19 protein-coding genes, 1 pseudogene and 1 riboswitch are annotated in these 19,817 nt (G+C 36.7%); of the genes and pseudogenes, 11 read left to right on the top strand and 9 right to left on the bottom strand.

Going from position 1 to position 19,817, the window contains the following annotated elements; genetic code table 11:
- From HNQ35_RS08200 to HNQ35_RS08175, 6 genes are all read left to right on the top strand, one after another.
- Positions 1–728, top strand: a 728-nt coding sequence (locus tag HNQ35_RS08200; protein ID WP_183330132.1) for a hypothetical protein, incomplete at its 5' end; no start/stop codon positions are given.
- Complete coding sequence (locus tag HNQ35_RS08195) at positions 703–1,377, top strand: ABC transporter ATP-binding protein (RefSeq protein ID WP_146938851.1); 675 nt, start codon at positions 703–705, stop codon at positions 1,375–1,377. The genes HNQ35_RS08200 and HNQ35_RS08195, both read left to right, overlap by 26 nt.
- Before the next feature lie 61 nt (positions 1,378–1,438).
- Positions 1,439–1,549: riboswitch (TPP riboswitch) on the top strand.
- A gap of 93 nt (positions 1,550–1,642) precedes the next feature.
- On the top strand, positions 1,643–2,653 hold the full coding sequence (locus tag HNQ35_RS08190) for an ABC transporter substrate-binding protein (protein ID WP_146938850.1): 1,011 nt from the start codon (positions 1,643–1,645) through the stop codon (positions 2,651–2,653).
- Positions 2,654–2,667: 14 nt separating this feature from the next.
- The gene (locus HNQ35_RS08185; protein ID WP_146938849.1) at positions 2,668–2,958 is read left to right on the top strand and encodes a thiamine-binding protein; all 291 of its coding nucleotides are present in this window, start codon (positions 2,668–2,670) and stop codon (positions 2,956–2,958) included.
- 1 nt (position 2,959) lies between these two features.
- A complete protein-coding gene (locus HNQ35_RS08180; protein WP_146938848.1) occupies positions 2,960–3,745 on the top strand; it encodes an ABC transporter permease in 786 nt (261 codons plus the stop codon).
- Positions 3,726–4,457, top strand: coding sequence for an ABC transporter ATP-binding protein (locus tag HNQ35_RS08175; RefSeq protein WP_146938847.1), 732 nt, complete (start codon positions 3,726–3,728; stop codon positions 4,455–4,457). Before HNQ35_RS08180 ends, HNQ35_RS08175 begins: the two co-directional genes overlap by 20 nt.
- An 8-nt stretch (positions 4,458–4,465) precedes the next feature.
- Here the strand turns inward: HNQ35_RS08175 and HNQ35_RS14245 are convergent.
- The 4 genes and pseudogenes from HNQ35_RS14245 to HNQ35_RS08160 all read right to left on the bottom strand — a co-directional run.
- A pseudogene (locus HNQ35_RS14245) lies at positions 4,466–4,706 on the bottom strand (IS5/IS1182 family transposase); the annotation flags it as partial.
- Between the two features lie 878 nt (positions 4,707–5,584).
- Positions 5,585–6,478 carry a manganese catalase family protein gene (locus tag HNQ35_RS08170; protein WP_146936370.1) on the bottom strand — a complete coding sequence of 298 codons (894 nt, stop codon included), beginning with the start codon at positions 6,476–6,478 and terminating at the stop codon, positions 5,585–5,587.
- Positions 6,479–6,506: 28 nt separating this feature from the next.
- A complete protein-coding gene (locus tag HNQ35_RS08165) occupies positions 6,507–6,731 on the bottom strand; it encodes a DUF2642 domain-containing protein (protein ID WP_146936368.1) in 225 nt (74 codons plus the stop codon).
- Positions 6,732–6,868: 137 nt separating this feature from the next.
- The gene (locus tag HNQ35_RS08160) at positions 6,869–8,260 is read right to left on the bottom strand and encodes an NAD-dependent succinate-semialdehyde dehydrogenase (RefSeq protein WP_146936366.1); all 1,392 of its coding nucleotides are present in this window, start codon (positions 8,258–8,260) and stop codon (positions 6,869–6,871) included.
- A gap of 125 nt (positions 8,261–8,385) precedes the next feature.
- On the opposite strand from HNQ35_RS08160, the gene HNQ35_RS08155 reads away from it, so the two are divergent.
- Genes HNQ35_RS08155 through HNQ35_RS08145 form a run of 3 tightly spaced genes read left to right on the top strand, consistent with a single transcriptional unit; the run spans position 8,386 to position 11,153 of the window.
- Positions 8,386–9,600, top strand: a complete 1,215-nt coding sequence (locus HNQ35_RS08155; protein WP_146936364.1) for an RtcB family protein — start codon at positions 8,386–8,388, stop codon at positions 9,598–9,600.
- A 28-nt stretch (positions 9,601–9,628) separates the two neighbouring features.
- Positions 9,629–10,336 carry a CBS domain-containing protein gene (locus HNQ35_RS08150; RefSeq protein WP_146936362.1) on the top strand — a complete coding sequence of 236 codons (708 nt, stop codon included), beginning with the start codon at positions 9,629–9,631 and terminating at the stop codon, positions 10,334–10,336.
- Positions 10,337–10,370: 34 nt separating this feature from the next.
- Complete coding sequence (locus HNQ35_RS08145; protein WP_146936360.1) at positions 10,371–11,153, top strand: HAD family hydrolase; 783 nt, start codon at positions 10,371–10,373, stop codon at positions 11,151–11,153.
- Between the two features lie 101 nt (positions 11,154–11,254).
- Here the strand turns inward: HNQ35_RS08145 and serA are convergent, their stop codons facing one another.
- From serA to HNQ35_RS08125, 5 genes are all read right to left on the bottom strand, one after another.
- The gene (serA, locus tag HNQ35_RS08140; RefSeq protein ID WP_146936358.1) at positions 11,255–12,841 is read right to left on the bottom strand and encodes a phosphoglycerate dehydrogenase; all 1,587 of its coding nucleotides are present in this window, start codon (positions 12,839–12,841) and stop codon (positions 11,255–11,257) included.
- A 35-nt stretch (positions 12,842–12,876) separates the two neighbouring features.
- Positions 12,877–14,025: a pyridoxal-phosphate-dependent aminotransferase family protein gene (locus HNQ35_RS08135; RefSeq protein ID WP_146936356.1), complete on the bottom strand. Its 1,149-nt coding sequence runs from the start codon at positions 14,023–14,025 to the stop codon at positions 12,877–12,879.
- Between the two features lie 225 nt (positions 14,026–14,250).
- The gene (cydS, locus tag HNQ35_RS14505) at positions 14,251–14,358 is read right to left on the bottom strand and encodes a cytochrome bd oxidase small subunit CydS family protein (RefSeq protein ID WP_371862296.1); all 108 of its coding nucleotides are present in this window, start codon (positions 14,356–14,358) and stop codon (positions 14,251–14,253) included.
- A 17-nt stretch (positions 14,359–14,375) separates the two neighbouring features.
- Positions 14,376–15,401: a cytochrome d ubiquinol oxidase subunit II gene (locus HNQ35_RS08130; protein WP_146936354.1), complete on the bottom strand. Its 1,026-nt coding sequence runs from the start codon at positions 15,399–15,401 to the stop codon at positions 14,376–14,378.
- 24 nt (positions 15,402–15,425) lie between these two features.
- Positions 15,426–16,754, bottom strand: coding sequence for a cytochrome ubiquinol oxidase subunit I (locus HNQ35_RS08125; protein WP_146936352.1), 1,329 nt, complete (start codon positions 16,752–16,754; stop codon positions 15,426–15,428).
- A 271-nt stretch (positions 16,755–17,025) separates the two neighbouring features.
- Here HNQ35_RS08125 and HNQ35_RS08120 point away from each other — a divergent pair, with 271 nt between their 5' ends.
- Positions 17,026–17,961, top strand: a complete 936-nt coding sequence (locus HNQ35_RS08120; protein WP_146936350.1) for a nucleoside hydrolase — start codon at positions 17,026–17,028, stop codon at positions 17,959–17,961.
- A 109-nt stretch (positions 17,962–18,070) separates the two neighbouring features.
- Entirely contained in the window at positions 18,071–19,534 is a 1,464-nt protein-coding gene (locus tag HNQ35_RS08115; protein ID WP_146936348.1) for a sodium/proline symporter, read from the top strand.
- The last annotated feature ends 283 nt before the right edge of the window (positions 19,535–19,817 follow it).

Below are 19,817 nucleotides of genomic sequence, written 5' to 3'. Positions count from 1 at the left end.
GGATAACGATGTTAGGCATTCCTATTACTCTCGTGATGATTGGCTTTACCGTTTATGGTATGTATATCAATGACTGGTTACCACTTATTTTATCATCTGTGATGAGTATTATCTTTCTACTTTTACTTGTATTAGCCAGCTTCGTACAGAAAAAGAAAATACGACGTCCTAAGAAACAAGGTAAAACGGTCGTTATGCAAAATATTTATTTTTATAAATCAAGCATTATTGCCGCATGTATTCAGTTGTTTCTAATGACGCTTTTGACATGTTTTCTACCATTCTTCCTAATACAAACGGTCGCAAATACGACACTCACAAGACTCGGTGCTTATGTACATGGAGAAGTTGAGGGGTTGTTTTACCTCGTTATCGTCTTGTTATATGTGTTAAGTTTAACGACAGTCTATCAATCACTTAGTCGTATGTGGGAAACACGTCAGTTAGAAATTAAGCTTTTTCTATATCTCGGTTGGGAGAAAAAAGCAATCCGGAACTATTTTATAAAAGAAGTACTTATATGGGCTGGATTATCGATAGGTTTCGGGTGGATGGTAAGCTTTATCATTATGTTTATATTTATTGAGATGACGCTAATAACATTTATATCAGGTATCATTGGATTTTTACTCATTTTGGCTGTGACTCTTGGGGGGGCGATTTATACCTTACATCGAACAGAAGTAAAAGGAGGCGCTACAATTGGACATCAAGCTTCATCATGTTAATAAATCGTATGAAACAGGTGTCGAAACAATTAACGTTTTAAAAGATATTGATTTAACCATTGAATCTGGGAGTTGGCTTACGATAACTGGTCCATCTGGTTCTGGTAAAACAACATTATTAAGGCTTTTATCAGCTATTGAGCAGGCTGATCATGGACAAGTGATAATTGGCGAACTTGATGCGATGACAGCACTTGAAGCAGAACGTCGCTCTTTTCGTCGGAAATATATCGGCTATATTTTTCAGGACTTTCAATTGTTCAATCAGTTCGATGTGCTTACGAATGTGATGATTCCTTTATTACCATACGAAGCGAAAGCTAATGTTAAGGAAAAGGCCGAAACACTGCTTGACATGGTCGGTCTTAATAATAGGAAAAATCATATGCCATCACAATTATCTGGTGGAGAAAAACAACGAACAGCCATTGCTAGGGCCTTAATGAATGACCCACAGCTCATATTATGTGATGAACCAACAGGAAATCTTGACCTTAAAAATCGTGATCAGATGATGGGAATTTTACAAGATATCCATAAAAAAGGCGCAACGATTGTCCTTGTCACACATGATTTAGAATTGACAAAATATGGTGACTTTCAATTTGAACTAAGAAATGGCGAAATTGTGAATCGTATCATGAATTGAAGAAGCTTCATCTTGAAATTTAATCACCGATATGGCATAGTTATGATGAAAACAATAATAAGATTCAATGTAGGGGTACCAGTGTTTGCTGGTTGAGATTGTATCCGTAAGATACGAACTCTTTGAACCTGATCTGGTTAATACCAGCGAAGGGAACATGTGACACCATTATGTCCATATATGTGTTCATGCCCCTAGATTATCTAGGGGTTTTTTAATGAACGGAAACGACTCTCTACGATTGAATCGAAAAAGGGAGATTTACATGAAGAGACTATTTGCTATACTTATCATTGTATTATTTATTATGACAGCTTGTGGTAATAATGATACAAACGGAAAAACATCTGACGATCCAACAACAGATAAGAAAGACGAGTTAACAGAAGTAAAAGTTGTTTTAGATTGGACACCGAATACAAATCATACAGGTCTATATGTCGCTAAGGAAAAAGGTTACTTTCAAGAAGAAGGCTTAGACGTAGAGATCATGTTACCAGGTGAAGCTGGAGCTGACCAATTGATCGCATCGGGACAAGCTGATTTTGGAATTAGTAACCAAGAGAGTATTACAGAAGCAAGAGTTCAAGATATTCCACTCGTTTCGATTGCAGCCATCATTCAACATAATACATCTGGCTTTGCTGCACCAGTTGATAAAAATATAAAATCACCGAAAGATTTTGAAGGAAAGACATATGGTGGCTGGGGTTCCCCTGTAGAAGAAGCTGTCTTATCAACATTGATGAAACAAGACGGTGGAGATATGGATAAGTTAAATATCGTTAATATCGGTACAGCGGATTATTTCACTGCTGTTAAACGTGATATTGATTTTGCTTGGATTTTCTATGGTTGGACTGGAATTGAAGCAGAACTTCGTGAGGAAGAATTAGAGATGCTCTATTTAACCGATTTCTCGGATAAGCTTGATTATTACACACCTGTACTTGCTACAAGTGAAGAACAAATTGAAAAAAATCCAGAAACCGTAGAAAAGTTTTTAAGTGCTGTATCGAAAGGGTATGAATTTGCAATAGAAAACCCTGAAGCAGCGGCAAATATTTTAATTGATGCGGTACCAGATCTTGACGCGGAATTAGTAAAAGCTAGTCAAGAGTGGCTAAAAGATAAATATCAAGATGATGCCGACCGTTGGGGCGAACAAAAACTAGAAGTATGGGAAAACTATGCAGAATGGATGCTAGAAAATGATTTACTTGATAAAGAATTAGATAGTGAAAAAGCATTTACAAATGAATTTTTACCAAAATAAAAGAGGTGACCATCATGGCAAACGCACTTGTTAGTATACAAATTATACCAAAGACGAAAAATGATGAAGATGTCATTCCATATGTTGATAGCGCTATTGAGGTCATTGAAAAATCTGGTGTTAAATATCAAGTGAATCCACTTGAGACAACGATGGAAGGAAATTTAAGTGAATTGTTAGCAATCGTTGAACGAATGAATGAAAGAATGGTGGAACTGGGTAGTTCGAATGTTATTTCACAAGTGAAAATTTTATATGAACCAAATGGTGCTTCTATGGATAAATTAACGGAGAAGTATCGATAATATGAAACAATTAATTAAAAAAGGATGGCGACCAGTATCGGTCATCATCCTTTTCATCATCGTTTGGGAAGTCGCTTGTCAAGCATTCGAAATACCAACATGGCTCTTACCACCACCAAGCGATATATGGAATGAAGCGATAAATGGTTGGGGTCAGTATTCTAAACATATTTCATCAACCGTGCAATTAGCGGTTGTTGGATTTTTAGTCGGATCAAGTATCGGCATTATTGTCGCTATATTATTGTACCTAATTCCATTTATGCGAGACGCTTTTTATCCTGTACTCATTATATCGCAAAATATTCCGGTTATTGTTTCTGCCCCCTTACTTATTATTTGGTTTGGCTTCGGGATGTTACCGAAAGTAATTATTATTACACTTGTATGCTTTTTTCCAATTACAATTGCTGCATTAGACGGTTTTAGACAGACGAATCGCGATTTGCTTCACTATATGCAAATGGCAGGTGCTTCTAAGTTGCAAATTTTTAAGAAACTTGAATGGCCACATGCCTTACCAGCTGTTTTTTCTGGTTTAAAAATATCGGCGACATATAGTGTTATGGGAGCAGTTATTTCTGAATGGTTAGGTGCGAATAAAGGGATTGGTGTTTATATGACACTCGCATCGTCTTCTTTTCGGACAGATCGGGTATTTGTCGCTATCATCTTAGTCATTATTCTAAGTTTATTATTCTTTAGTCTTATCGTTTATATTGAAAAAAAGCTCGTCCGTTGGAAACCAATAGAAGAAGGGAATGCCCATGAGTCATTTAATCATTAAACAAATCAATAAATCATTCGGAAATCATGCTGTATTAAAGAACCTATCCTTAACTGTAAATGATGGCGAATTCGTATCAATACTTGGTCCGTCTGGTAGTGGTAAAAGCACATTGTTTCGTTTAATTGGTGGCATTAGTCTTCCGGATAATGGAGATATTTATTTAAATGAAGTAAAAATAAATGGACGTCGTGGTTCGATAAGTTATATGCCACAATCACCAGCACTACTTCCGTGGCGAAATATTTTAAAAAATGTTGTCCTTGGTGCTGAACTTCAAGGTCCATATGATACAAAAATAGCTCTACAAATGATTGAACGTGCAGGACTTAAAGGTTATGAACATCATTATCCACATGAGCTGTCAGGTGGAATGCAACAGCGTGTCTCTTTTATACGTGCATTACTTAGTCCGCAAAAATTCATGTGTCTTGATGAACCGTTTTCTGCTCTTGATGAATTTACGCGCCTTGATATGCAGAAGTGGTTAATGGATGTTTGGAGTGAATATCGCCGCTCAATCTTATTTGTGACGCATAATATTGAAGAAGCGATTTTTTTATCTGATCGGATTATTATCTTGTCTGAACGTCCAGCGACTGTTAAACACGAATTCGTTATTCCTTTTCCACGTCCACGCCATGAAGGACTATTGTTAACAGAGGAATTTTTACACTTTAAAAAGAAAGTGTATGAGAAAATGCAGAAATAAGGTCTCAATTAATCATAAGAGAAAGGGGCTGGGACAAAACCAGTTTTAAATGAGAAAAATTGCGGAATCAACATTGAAATGTTGTTTCCACAATTTCTTTTTTGTTTCGAATTTTGGCGGTATACTTCTTAAGTCTACCGCCATTAATGCAAATGCTCATTCATTTTCTACTTTCGATTTTCCTCTGACCGAAAATTGAGATAATGACAAATTAGCCTTCAGGAATCCAAAAACTGGTTCAACATCTATTTACGTTTTTTATATTTGTTAAAATCTATTAGATAATAAAATACAAAAAATCCAAATTGGAAGCGGGTAAAGTTCTCTACTTCTCATAGTTAAGCATAAATCTTTGAATCCATGCAGAGTAGATAGTTCCACTTCGCATGGTTAAGCATAAATCTTCCGAATCCATGCAGAGTAGTTAGCTCCACTCCGAATGGTTAAGCATAAATCTTCGAATCCATGCAGAGTAGATAGTTCCACTCCGCATGGTTAAGCATAAATCTTCGAATCCACGCAGAGTAGATAGTTCCACTCCGCATGGTTAAGCATAAATCTTCGAATCCATGCAGAGTAGTTAGCTCCTCTCCGCATGGTTAAGCATAAAGCTTCGAATCCATGCAGAGTAGATAGCTCCACTCCGCATGGTTAAGCATAAATCTTCGAATCCATGCAGAGTAGATAGCTCCACTCCGCATGGTTACGCATAAATCTTCGAATCTATGCAGAGTAGATAGTTCCACTCCGCATGGTTAAGCATAAATCTTCGAATCCATGCAGAGTAGATAGTTCCACTCCGCATGGTTACGCATAAATCTTCGAATCTATGCAGAGTAGATAGTTCCACTCCGCATGGTTAAGCATAAATCTTCGAATCCACGCAGAGTAGTTAGCTCCACTCCGCATGGTTAAGCATAAATCTTCCGAATCCATGCAGAGTAGTTAGTTCCACTCCGCATGGTTACGCATAAATCTTCGAATCCATGCAGAACAGCTCGCTCTATTGATAATTCACGTACTGTCATTATGATTAGGAGAAGGAGACTGGGACATAAGGAAAAAGTGAACAAGAATAGTTTTTCCATTTTTCAGAGGTTTTGCCCCACCCTCGTTTTATTGCTTAATTATATGTTTTCCATTAAACGCTTCGCAATCTGTTTATATTCTTCTGGACCAATACCTGGAGCGAATTCTTCTGGTAACTCATCTAAATCAGGAATAGGTGCTCCTTTAGGTGTCCCTTCTTTAACAATAAGGCGCTCGCCAGTTTCGGGATTGGTACCTTTCCATATTTTTCGTATGTCGGCATAATCTCCTGAATCATTCCAAGTAAATAAGACATTTCCAACCCCTTGGTCTTCAAATTTCCGTGCATGATCAAACTTTCGATTATCTAAGTCTGGGATTGGAAGCATTTTAGTTACATTAACACCTGTTATGATTTCAATCGCTTTAGCATATGCCAGTATATGGACGCCACCTCTAACGAGTAAATAACCAATCATTTCACGAGCAGTTGGATGATCGGTCATTTCGTATACGCGCATCTTATGCGTACGTGCACCACATTCTAAAAAGAAGTTGTGTAGTAAATCTAATAGTAAATTACCACTAGAAAAGACATAGCTCCCATTCCAGGGATGCCCCATTGAATCTCCTGGAATAGCTGTCTGTGCATTTGCTATAAACGCATGTGTATTACGTTTATCCTTCGCATTATGCATAGGTGTTAAATCAGGATCCGCTTCAAATGTTGTCCCTTTTTGAATGAGATTGATTGTATTAGATACTAACTCAACATGACCAAATTCCTCAGCAGTTATGCTTGCAACAAGGTCGTAAAAAGGTTTTAATCTTCGTTTTCCACGAAAATTAAATGATTGAAACATATAGTTATTTAAAGTCGACATTTCTCCGAACTTTCCACCGAGTAATTCTTGTACAGCAGCCGCTGCATTGGCATCACCGTATTCTGGTTCAGGAAGTTCAATTAATAACTTGTTTACACGTTTAAACATGTTGTTCACTCCTTTCTTTAAGCAGTCGCTATTTAGCACGTGTGACCCATACAATCATTTGATTTCTAATGTAAAAATTAACACCACTTACTTCAAGCACAACATGGTCTGGTGTAATTGTTTTTAATATACCTTGAATCGGGTTTCTCACTGTTTGAATGGCGACGTTTTTTCCTTGAAGATGATTTAATGAACGATAAAAATAAGGATCAAATGGATGAGTAAATTGGACAGATTGTCTTTCTTGTTCCACTTTTAATCACTCCTAACAAAGATTGTCGTCATATCATATGTCTAGGAATAGGCGAATGTGCTTTTATAAAAGATGAATATGAAAAAAGGTATGGAAGTTAAGTGACTTCCATACCTTTTGTAAATGTATGATGATATTTATTGCACATTCCCAATTGATAAATATTTTGTTTCTAAATACGGTTCGATTCCTTCGATACCACCTTCACGACCGAGTCCACTTTCTTTCATACCACCAAATGGGACGTGTGCGGCAGATGGTGCCCCATCATTCCAACCAATGATTCCAAAATCTAAATGGTCGTGGAAATATGTGCCGATGCGATAATCATTCGTAAAGAAATAAGCGGCTAAACCGAATGGTGTATTGTTGGCAATATGAACAGCTTCTTCAAGTGTTTCATATGTAGTAATTGGTGCGACTGGACCGAACGTTTCTTCTTGCATTATTATCATCTTATCAGTGACTCCTTGTAAGACCGTTGGATAAACGTAATAGTATCCTTTCTCTTCATTCACATGATAGTTATTACCTGTTAGGACAGTTGCCCCTTTATGAATAGCATCTTTAATTTGTTGAGAAATTTTTTCAAAACTTTTTTTGTTAATGATAGGTCCTATATCCGTTTCTTTGTTAAGTCCATTACCGACTTTCAGTTTGCTTACATGGTCAGTTAGTTTTTTGGAGAAAGCGTCACTGATTTTTTCATGGACAATAAGGCGATTGGCACAGACACAAGTTTGTCCAGCATTACGAAATTTTGAAGCTATTGTTTGCTCCACAGCTAAATCGATATCAGCATCTTCGTGAATAATAAGTGGCGCATGTCCACCTAACTCCATTGTGACATTTTTAACTGTATGAGCACTTTGTTTAATCAATGATTTTCCAACAGGTGTTGAGCCCGTAAAGGTTATTTTCCGAACGAGTGGGCTCTTTGTAAAGATGTCACCAATTTGTTTGCCACGTCCATTCACATATTGGATGACATCTTTTGGTATGCCACTGTCATGTGCCAATTTGATAAGTCGCATCGTTGTTAATGGTGTTTCAATAGCTGGTTTAACGATAAATGTACAACCAGCTGCTAATGCTGGAGCGGCTTTACGTGTCATCATTGCTGCTGGAAAGTTCCAAGGTGTTATCGCTGCGACAAGACCGATTGGTTGTTTTGATATGATAATTCGTTTCGTTTCCGTGTGAGATGGAATCGTACGTCCATAAATACGTTTTGCCTCTTCGGCATACCAATCAATATAACTTGTAGCATAGTCAACTTCTCCGAGTGATTCATGAAGAGGTTTTCCGTTTTCCATCGTCATTAAACGAGCGATGTCTTGTTTTTCGTCTTGAATCTTATTTGCCCACACTTTTAGTAAGCGTGAACGTTCATGGGCATTTACTTGTGACCATGATTTAAACGCTTGATTACCTTTTTCAAGAGCTAAATGTATCTCTTCTTCAGTATGTGACTTAATTTCATCAACGATTTCCCCAGTGGCGGGGTTCTTAATTTGTATCTTTGCCATGATGAATCGCTCCTTTTATAGATTATCTTCTATCTCTTATTCCAGTTTATCATGCGATATTTATTTTTTCGTTTAATATGTTTACCTCCACTTTGAACGACTATTCAAAGTGATTAAAACTTGCTATGATATATTTAGAGAAGAGGGGGTCAGAAACGGTGGAAAAGGTTATCTTCGGAGAACATGATGCGAACACGTTAAGACAATTTGAGAATTGTTTAAAAGTTGGTCAGGTCGTAGGTGGTGTCATGTGTGCTGATGGTCATTATGGATATAGCCAACCCGTTGGGGGTGTTATTGTATATGACAATCAAGTAGCACCTTCAGGAGTTGGCTACGATATCGCATGTGGAAACAAAGCAGTTAAGACGAACTTAAAATATGATGATGTAAAATCACATATACCCGAAATTATGGATGAAGTTGAAGCGGCGATTCCTTTTGGAGTTGGTGTGGGGGCTAATTCGAAATGGGGAGACCATGATATCTTTAACGATTCGGCATGGGATGTTTATAAAGAGTTAGGTCAACATGAACATGATCAATTAAAAGCAATGGCAAGAGAACAATTGGGCTCGGCTGGTTCGGGTAATCATTATGTTGATATATTAATAGATGAAAAGACAGAAGACGTGTGGATCGGGAATCATTTCGGAAGCCGTGGTCTTGGTCACCGGACTGCAACAGGTTTTTTAAACTTGGCTAAGGGACTAAAGTTTTTAGATCCAGCACCACGTGAATCTATGGAACAACCGCCAACTTTACTTGATATGGATAGTGAACTTGGGAAGCTTTATTTTTCAGCGATGGAATTAGCAGGTCGTTATGCTTATGCTGGTCGAGATATCGTGATTAATCAAGTAGCTCATATTCTTGGTGCTAAAATCGTTCAGGAAGTGCATAATCACCATAATTATGCGTGGAAAGAAACACATTTTGGAAAAGAATATATCGTTGTTAGAAAAGGAGCAACACCTGCTCTACCAGGTCAACTCGGGTTTGTAGGTGGAAGTATGGGGGATATTTCGGTCATATTGCAAGGTGTGGATTCGGAAAAGAGCCGTCAAGCTTTTTATAGCACGGTTCATGGTGCGGGACGAATTATGAGCCGTACAAAAGCCGCAGGACGTATGAATTGGCGGACAAAAAAGCGTAAAGGAGGCGTTATTTCCGAGCAAGATATGCAACAAGCTGTTCGTAAATATGGTGTTGAATTACGTGGTGGTGGTACTGACGAAAGTCCATTTGTTTATCGTAAGCTAAAAGATGTTCTCCAAGCACATGAAGGGACAATTGATATCTTACATGTGTTAAAGCCAATCGGAGTTTTAATGGATTAATGATATGTTTTCGGACGGAGGCTCAGTAATGGTCAAAAACTCAGACCGTTTTATTATAGCATTTAATAAAATTGAAAAAGTATTAAAGACAATGGTTGATAAGAATGATCTCGGTTTTTCCCGACTGGTAAAAATAACGAGTAAATATCATCCTGTATTAAAACGCTATCGTGATGATTTATTAGAATTTGCCCAGCTAAGAAATGCCATTGTCCATAATCGTGTTGATTTTGATTATGCCATAGCGGAGCCACATTTATCCGTTGTTGAACAAATTGAATGGATAGAACGAGAAATTACAAAGCCGCAATTGGTCTACCCGATGTTTAAACGAAAAGTTTATGTTTTCCAGGAATCAGATCCATTATCAAGTTTATTATATATCATAAAGACTAAAGATTTATCTAAGTTTCCAATCTATCAGGGAAATCAATTTATCGGTGTCCTATCTGAAAAAGGATTGGCACATTGGCTAGCTAATCAAATGAGTCATGACTTTAAATCACTAAGTTATACGACTGTCGGAGAAGTCATGGTATTTCAAGAGCCCCATACATCTGGCTTTATTAAAAAAACAGCAACAGTGTATGAAGCAGAAGACCGCTTTAAAAGTGTGATTGGAAAAGGAAAACGGATAGATGCATTATTAATAACTGAAAACGGTCATGCAAATGAATCATTACTAGGCATCATTACACCGAGAGATATTATTGATACGGCAGCAAATAGTCAATAAATAATTGATATACAATATAGGGAGAGTCACATAAATGATTAAAGCGATTATTTTTGATTTAGATGATACATTGCTTTGGGATGAAAAAAGCGTCAAAAAAGCATTTGAAGAGACATGCCATCTGGCTAAAGAAGAATGTCATATTAATCCAGAACGTTTAGAAGAAGTTGTGAGAGAGGAAGCGAAACAACTTTATCCAACGTATGAAACATATCCATTTGTAAAAAATATAGGAATCGGTGTTTTTGAGGCTTTTTGGGGAGAATTTAAAGATGAAGGCGAAGATTTTGAAGCACTGCGACAAATCGTGCCTGAATATCGTAAAGATGCATGGACAAAAGGATTGGCAAAACTAGGTGTTCATGATGAAGCGTTAGGACAAAAATTAGCTGAAACATTTCCGAAAGAAAGGCGTCAACATATTTATTTGTATGAAGATACATTGCCAGTTTTGGATGCTTTAAAAGGGAAGTATAAGCTCGCTTTATTGACAAATGGATCACCACATTTACAACATGAAAAATTATCTTTTTCAAAAGAATTGGTCCCATATTTTGATCAAATTGTTATTTCAGGGGATTTTGGCAAAGGAAAACCGAGTGAGGAAATTTTCGAACATCTGTTAAATTTATTAGATGTTGATCCGGATGAAGCGTTAATGGTAGGAGACAATCCAATGACTGATATTTTAGGAGCTTCAAAGATGGATATGCCGTCGGTATGGATTAATCATCATGATAAAAAACGAGATGATGTCAAGTCAACGTATGAAATTTCTAGATTGAAAGAGTTATTACCCATTATTGAGCGCTTATAAACATCTTATGTTTAAAAGATGTATGACGCGATCGGCGAAGTATTTTAAAACATTAAAAAACGCAGTGAGCCATATTAGGCTCACTGCGTTTTTGTTCGTTTTTATAAATTAATCGCTTTAACAGATTTAATTTCATTAAGTTGTTGTAAAGCGTCTAATGTTTTTTTCTTAACAGGCTTATCAACTTTCAATAGCATGATCGCATCTCCACCGGCATCCGCTCGGTCAACTTGCATCGTAGCAATGTTGATATCATGTTCTCCTAATAAATTCCCCATTTTACCGATAACACCTGGCTGGTCATGGTGATAAATAAAGACGATATGCCCTTCTGGTGTGACATCAACACGATAATGATCAACTTTTACAATTCTTGCACCTAAACCATTTAATAATGTACCAGCCACACTGCGTTTGCCTGATTTAGATGTGATCTCAATTGTTAATAAGTTTGTAAAGCCTTTTGTAAGGGATGTTTTGTTTTCATGGACGGCAATGCCTTTGCGTTCAGCTAAGTATAAAGCATTGACATCATTGACATGAATACCTAAATAACGTTTTAAGAGGCCTTTAACTGTATTACGTGTTAAAGGAGCAACTTCCATGTTCGCAAGTTCACCTGAATAATAAATATTTACTTCATCAATGACTTCGTCAGTTAAATAACTCAAAAATTTACCAAGCTTTTCTGCAAGATAGAAGTACGGTTCAATTTTACTCATTATTTCTTTCGGAACAGAAGGTAAGTTTACAGGATTTTGTACGACACCTTCATGTAAAAAGCTGACGACATCATGACTTACATCGATCGCTACATTTTCTTGAGCTTCAACTGTGCTTGCACCAAGATGTGGTGTGGCAATCACTTCAGGTAATTCAAGTAACCGGTTATCAATGGCAGGTTCTTCTTCGAATACATCAAGAGCAGCGCCAGCTACTTTATTTGAAACGATTGCATCATACAATGCTTTCTCGTCAATAATACCACCACGTGCACAGTTAATGATGTGTACACCGTCTTTCATCATAGCGAATGCTTCTTTATTTAATAGATGTTTCGTATTTTTTAATAATGGTGTATGAACAGTGATAAAGTCAGCAGTCTGTAGTACCTCTTCTAACGTTCCATAGCTAATCCCCATTTTCTCTGCTTTTTCTTTCGTGAAAAATGGGTCATAGGCAATGACGTTCATTCGTTGACCTTTCGCTCGATAGGCAACTTCTGTGCCAATACGTCCGAGTCCAATAATTCCGAGAGTTTTTCCCTTTAATTCGACACCTACGTATTTACTTCTTTCCCATTTTTTACCTTTAAGTGATAAATATGCTTGTGGAATCTTACGTGATAATGACATCATCATAGCAATTGTATGTTCGGCAGCTGAATTCGTATTTGCATTCGGAGCATTAACGACAATAATGCCATTCTCAGTAGCGGCGTTAAGGTCGATATTATCGACTCCAACACCAGCACGTGCAATAATTTTTAATTTTTTCGCCGCTTCAATAATTTCCCGTGTTACCTGTGTTTGACTTCTAACGAGAAGGGCGTCATATTTCCCAATTTGTTCTAGTAATTCATTACTTGTTAAATCTGTCTTCATATCAATGAGCATATCTTCTTGTTCTTGTAATGGTTGAATACCATCATCACTTAGTGGGTCTGCAATAAGTATGTGATAAGTCAAGTTAAATCCTCCTGAAAAAAATATCATTTTATACTTTATTGTTTTAAATAAACTTCTTGTGCGGCTTGAACACCTTTACCAAGTTCAATACTTTTTCCAACTTTTGTTAATGCTAATTCAATAATACTAATATATTGTAAAACATCAGCAGGTGATGAGTAACCCATATGACCGACGCGGAATATTTTCCCTTTTAGATGTTGCTGTCCACCAGCTAGTGACATGCCAAATTCTTTTTTAGCAATTTGTCGTAAATCATCTGCAGAAAAATCAACAGGTTTTACAGCTGTAACAGTTGGCGAAGCGTCTTTGTCACTTGTTAAGAGTGGTAGATCGAGCGCTTTAAATGCATGACGAGTCATATTTTTCATCAGTAGATGACGTTTGTACACTTCATCCAGGCCTTCTTCGTTCATTAAGTTCAATACTTGCTCTAGGCCGAATAGAAGTGATAATGCAGGTGTATAAGGTGTTGAGTTTTGAGCTAATTTATCGCGATAAGTTTGTAAATCAAAATAGAACCTAGGACGTTCATTTTCTGACATTACTTTCCAGGCACGATCGCTTGCTACTAAAAACGTCAATCCTGGTGGAAGCATCAATGCTTTTTGAGAACCAGTTATAAATAGATCGATGCCCCATTCATCCATTTTTGTTTCGACAGCACCTACACATGATACACCATCTACTATTGTAAGTGCATCAGAATATTGTTTAACAACTTCTGCAATATGTGCGATCGGATTTAATACACCTGTTGATGTCTCGCAATATGTCATAAAGACGGCTTTAATTTGCGGGTGTTTTTCAAGATATGTCTTCACTTGATCTGGAGAAGCGGCCTCTCCCCAATCGATATCTAGGCGATGCGCTTTAATTTCGTGTGCTTGACATATTTTATGAAAGCGATCGCCAAATGCACCTGTTACAATGACAAGGGCTTCTTCATTCGGTTTTACAGCATTGGTAACAGCTGCTTCTAGCCCAGCAGTTCCACTTCCAGCCAAGATTAAAACGTCTTGTTTTGTACCAAAAATGGCTCGTAAGCCAGGCTTAATCTTTTCTAAAAGTTCGGCAGTTTCAGGATTACGGTGTCCAATCATTGGACGACTCATTGCACGTTCCACACTTGGTGGAATCGGTGTCGGACCAGGAATTCGTAAAAATTGTTGATCAGGTAACATGATTGTCATTCTCCTCCAATAGATTGAATGTTTATTCGAAAATGTTTATCTTTATTGATATCATCATAATAATAGTATAACTGTTATGATGCAATTTTTGTGATCATTTGATTAAAATGGTAAACTTGCGTAAACATTACTAAAAAATGTGTGTTACATAGAAACAAATAGTGTGATGGCAAATGATAATAGGCAAAAGAAAATACAGCATTCATGATTGCTGTATTATTCTTCGTCAAAGTGAATGGGGTCTTTAAATGCTACAATAAAAGCTAAAACAATGGAGACAATTAAAACAATAAATGGAGCAATAAAAATGAGAAATTCAGTCATAATATCACCTCATATTGTTAATAGTGACGACTTGCTTGACCATGAACATAATCTTTATTAAACAGAAAGAGTTTGAGTAATAAATATAATGAAGGAATTAGGAGAGCAAGTCCTGCAATAAATGCACTTATTAGTGAAATGGCCATTGCTTTATTTGTAAAACTATCGTAAATGGTTAAGTGTGGATAAAGTAGATATGGATAATGTGCGAATCCATAGCCGTAAAAAGCAAAAGCAAACTGAGCAACTAGTAAAGTAAATGCTAAACCATAGTTTATTTTTCGAATAAGTAGCCAAACAGTGCCAAGGAAGAAAATAAACGATATAGCGAACATCCACCAAAGTTGTAATAAATTCTCATAATGTATCGGATTGTGTGAACGTAATATATAAATAATTCCAACAGCAGCAATAATCGTTGGAAAAGCCCATGTCAATGCATATGTTCTTAATAATTGACTTGCTCGTTTATCTTTTGCTTGGTCAGCGTACCATGTTAAAAAAACAGCTGAAATGTAGAGAAGCGCTGTAATACTTAAGATAACGATCCCCCATGTTAATGGACTTGTGAATAATGCCCAATAATCTAATCGGGGTTCGCCGTGATTGATGGAAACAAATCCACCCTCAGAAATTGTAAAAACAATTGAAAGCGAAGCAGGTAGTAGTAATCCAGATGCACCATAAAGGAAGGTGTATCGCTTTTGTTTCGTTTTTCCATATGTTGCAAAGGCATAATAAGCCCCACGTATTCCTAATAATATGATGGCAATTCCGACAGGTACGAGCAAGGTTGTTCCATAATAAAAGGCTGTCCTCGGAAAAAAACCAACAATCCCGACAAAAAAGAAAACTAAGAAAACATTCGTTACTTCCCAAACCGGTGATAAATAGCGTTGAATAATTGACGATAAAATATGTTCTTTTCCAGTGAATTCACTATAAGCATTGAAAAAACCAGCTCCAAAATCAATAGAAGCAATCATCGTATAGCCAAATAAAAATGTCCATAAAACGAGAATACCGATGATTTCTAAGTCCATGATTAAGCACCGTCCTTTAAAATGTTATGTGTACCGTTCTTTTAGTTCACGTTCAATTGGATTTTTATTGAACATTCGTGTTAATACAATGACTGAACCAATTCCTAACATCATATAGAGTGCGGAAAACATCCAAAGCATAAGATCAACTTGTTCACTTGTTGTTGCACCTTCAGCTGTTCGCATGACTCCATATAGCACCCATGGTTGACGTCCGACTTCATTAAGCCACCAACCAGCTTCAATCGCTATCATACTAAGTGGGCCACCGAGTACGAGTAACCACATAAATGTTTTGTTTTTAATCCAAGTCCATTTTCTTTTTATACCAATCCAATATAACAGTGGCACGATAATTAAGAGTGTGCCAATCCCAACCATAATATTAAATAGGTAATGGATGTAGAGTGGCGGTCTTTCATCTTTTGGAATTCGATCAAGTCCAGTAACTTCTGCAGTTGGGCTTCCATGCGCAAGAATACTTAAAGCATATGGTATTTTTATACTAAAACGAACATCACCGTCATCAGACAAAAAGCCTAATAAGAGAAGTGGAGCTTCTTTTTGTGTTTCAAAATGCCATTCAGCAGCAGCTAATTTTTCTGGTTGATACTGAGCCAAATACTTCCCTGATAAATCTCCAATAATTAACGAGGAGACGGAAAAAATAAGTCCGGTTGTTAATGTTAAATGGAGTGCTTTTCGATGGTATACATGTTTAGAGCCACGTAAGATTCGATAGGCTGCAATGGATGCTAAGATAAAAGCGGACGTCATAAATGCTGTCGCTACGACATGGGATACTTTTGTAGGCATGGAAGGGTTAAACATCGCAACAATTGGGTTGGCATTCATTAACTCTCCATTTACTAAATCGAATCCCCGCGGTGAATTCATAAAAGCGTTAACAGTTGTAATAAAGACAGCAGAAACTGATGAACCAATGGCAACTGGGATGAGTAATAGTAGATGTTTAAATTGATTGGCAAACCGGTCCCAAGTATAGAGATAAATACCTAGAAAGATAGCCTCAAAAAAGAAAGCGAAAGTTTCCATGAACAAAGGAAGTGCAATAATATGTCCCGCTACTTCCATAAACTTAGGCCAAAGCAATGAAAGGAGCAAACCAATAGCTGTACCTGTTACAACACCTACTGCTACTGTAATGGCGTACCCTCGCGTCCATCTTCTGGCGAGTAATATATAATGTTCATCATTTTTTCTAATACCTATCCATTGTGCAATCATAATAAAAAGCGGAATTCCGACTCCTATTGTTGCGTATATAATATGGAATGACAGGGTCAATTCAGTTAATATTCGACTGTAATAAACAGCATCTTCATTAATCACAATTAGCATTCCTTTCTATGATAAAATAAATATATATCGATTATGAATTAATAAATTTTCCGATTATCGATATAAACATAATGAAGGCTACAATAAATGATAACCATATTAATCGCTTTTCTTGATTTTTGTACATTTTATAACCTCTTTTTCATATTGTTTTATTATCATTTAGCGTACCCAAATACGTGAAAAACATTTCAACTATCATTTTTCATATAGACGGGTTAAAATAGAGAAGATGTATCATGATAGTAAGGGAGACATATATATGAACAAAGTGATTATTGATGTTGATACAGGGATTGATGATGCTTTAGCGATCATATTTGCAGCTGAAAGTGGAAAATTAGATTGTTTAGGGGTTACGGCTGTTAATGGCAACGTTTCAATCGATCAAGTGATGCACAATACGAAAAAAATCTTTAAACTCATGGGAAAAGAAGATTGGAAAGTATATCGTGGGGCGAGTCGCCCACTTGTTAGAGCATCACATCATGAATATGCCGTACACGGTTCTGATGGAATTGGTGGTGCTTTAGATGAAGTGATAGTTAGTGAAGAAGAACCAGAGTTATCTGCACCAGACTTTATGATTGAACAAGTAAAAAAGTATCCTGGTGAAGTAACATTAATTATGGTCGGACCATTAACAAACTTAGCATTAGCTCTTAATAAAGAACCAGAATTACCAAACCTTGTTAAAGAGGTGGTTGTTATGGGTGGGCTCGTTTCTAAAGCGGGTTACGGTAATACATTGCCGACTTCTGAATTTAATATTTTTGCTGACGCAGAGGCGGCAAAGGTTGTTTTTCATGCAGGATTTCGTTTAAAATTAGTCGGTCTTGATGTGACGACACAAACATTTTTGACACGTGAACATATCGAACAGTTAAAAGGAACACGGTACTATGATTTTGTATTAAAAAGTACAGAAATTTATAGGAGTTATAGTAAAGAAACACTTGGAATGGATGGCTGTGCTTTACATGATCCATTAACAGTTGGCATTGTTCTTGATCCAACACTTGTAAAAACAGCATCCCACTATGTCGATGTTGAAACGAAAAGTGATTTAAGCTATGGACAGACGATTTGTGATTTTCGCAATCTCTTACAACAAGACCCGAATATGGAAGTATGTCTTGATGTAGATGCGGAGCGCTTCGTAACATTGTTTTTAGAAACATTAGGTCAGAGAAAATAGTTTTACTATTTTCGGTATTAAGTATAAAACACCTTTTATTCAAACATATGAATAATAGGTGTTTTTGATATCATATAATGTAAGCGATTACATAAAGGGGGGGAGATAAATGGATTATGTTGTATTGACGGAGTTTATTTTGTATTTCTTATTGATAATTGTAGTAGGTTATTTTACGAGTCGAACGAAGATGAGTCATGATGTGTTTATTTTAGGTGGAAAGAAGCTACCAGGTTGGGCATTAGCTTTTTCTGAACGGGCGACAGGGGAATCAGCTTGGCTATTATTAGGGTATACAGGTTTTGTTTTTGCAACTGGTTTGTCAGGCATCTGGGTGGCAGCTGGGATAGCCTCTGGAATTATTTTTGCATGGGTATTTTTATCTAGAAAATTTATGAAAGAAAGAGAAAAATACCATGTTCTTACATTACCTGATTATTTAGCAACAAAATTCGGTGATAAAGCAAAAATCATTCGTTGGTTAACGACGGTTTTGATTGCTAGCTTTTTCGTATTTTATGTAGGAGCACAATTAGCAGGAGCAGGTAAATTATTTTTGACGACTTTTGGGATAAATGAGACTGCTGGTATTATGATTGCAACACTCGTTATTATCGCGACAGCTTTATTTGGTGGATTTATTTCTGTCGTTTGGACAGATATGATTCAAAGTATTATGATGCTAGTAACGTTATGTGTTCTACCAATTGTTGCTCTCATTTATATTTGGTCAAATGATTTGTCCATTGCTGATTCTCTAACGATGGCTGGACCGTCATTTGATGCTTGGTTAGGTGGGGCGACAGGTTTTGCCATTGGTGTTTTGTTTTTCAATCATTTTTCATGGTTTTTTGGTTATCTAGGCGGTCAACCACAATTAAGTGCACGGTTTATGGCGATGAAAAATGAAAAAGAAGCTAAACAAGGTATTTGGATAGCTGTTATTTGGACATTACTTGCTTATACAGGAGCATTTTTAATCGGATTAGCGGCTATTGCGATGTATAAACAAGATTCTTTTACCGATGTGGAGACGGTTTTACCACAAATGATTATTGATTTAATGCCACCGTGGATTTCTGGACTTTTATTGGCTGGCATAATGGCAGCAATTATTACAACAGCAAATTCGCAATTAATGGTCGTTACGAGTTCAGTAAGTGAAGATATTATTCATAAAACATTAGGGTTGAATATTTCTGATCGACAGTTACTACTTATTTCAAGAATGACGGTGTTTTTTGCAGGAGTAACAGGTATGTTTATTGCGTTATTCTCTGATTCGTTATTGTACCTTGTTGTCAGTTGGGCTTGGGCAGGCGTAGGTGGAACATTATCACCGGCAATCCTTCTAACGTTTTTCTGGAAACGTTATTCTAGCGTGGGATTAATTGCTACGATTATTTCAGGTTTTGTATTTACTGTTATTTGGATTAGTACACCATTGGATGAAATGATAACGTCTCGATTTACGACATTTTTCATTGCTAGTATTTTTGGTGTGATATTTAGTTTATTGTATCCAAATCGTAACCATGAGAAAAAAGATTTAGGCATAGGACAAAATGGATAAAAAATATGCGTATGACATGACGAGTATTAACGATTCATATAAACATCTCGTCTTTCTAGGGGGTGGATCTTCTTTATTAATGGTGTAATCATTACCATTCAAAGCTTAATTTTCACTTTGAATAGGCCAATGTGAGTGAACTTTATCTATTTATCACTGACTAATATATCATTGAACCCTTTATGACTCATATCACTGCTATATTATGAAGCCGCCTAATTTGCTTTGATAAATCATCAGGCAATACCTTAACACATTGTCAAGGAATTTAAAAAACATTGAT

This window comes from Cerasibacillus quisquiliarum (assembly GCF_014202495.1).
GTDB classification, from domain to species: domain Bacteria; phylum Bacillota; class Bacilli; order Bacillales; family Amphibacillaceae; genus Cerasibacillus; species Cerasibacillus quisquiliarum.
This window is presented reverse-complemented; position numbering and strand designations above follow the sequence as displayed.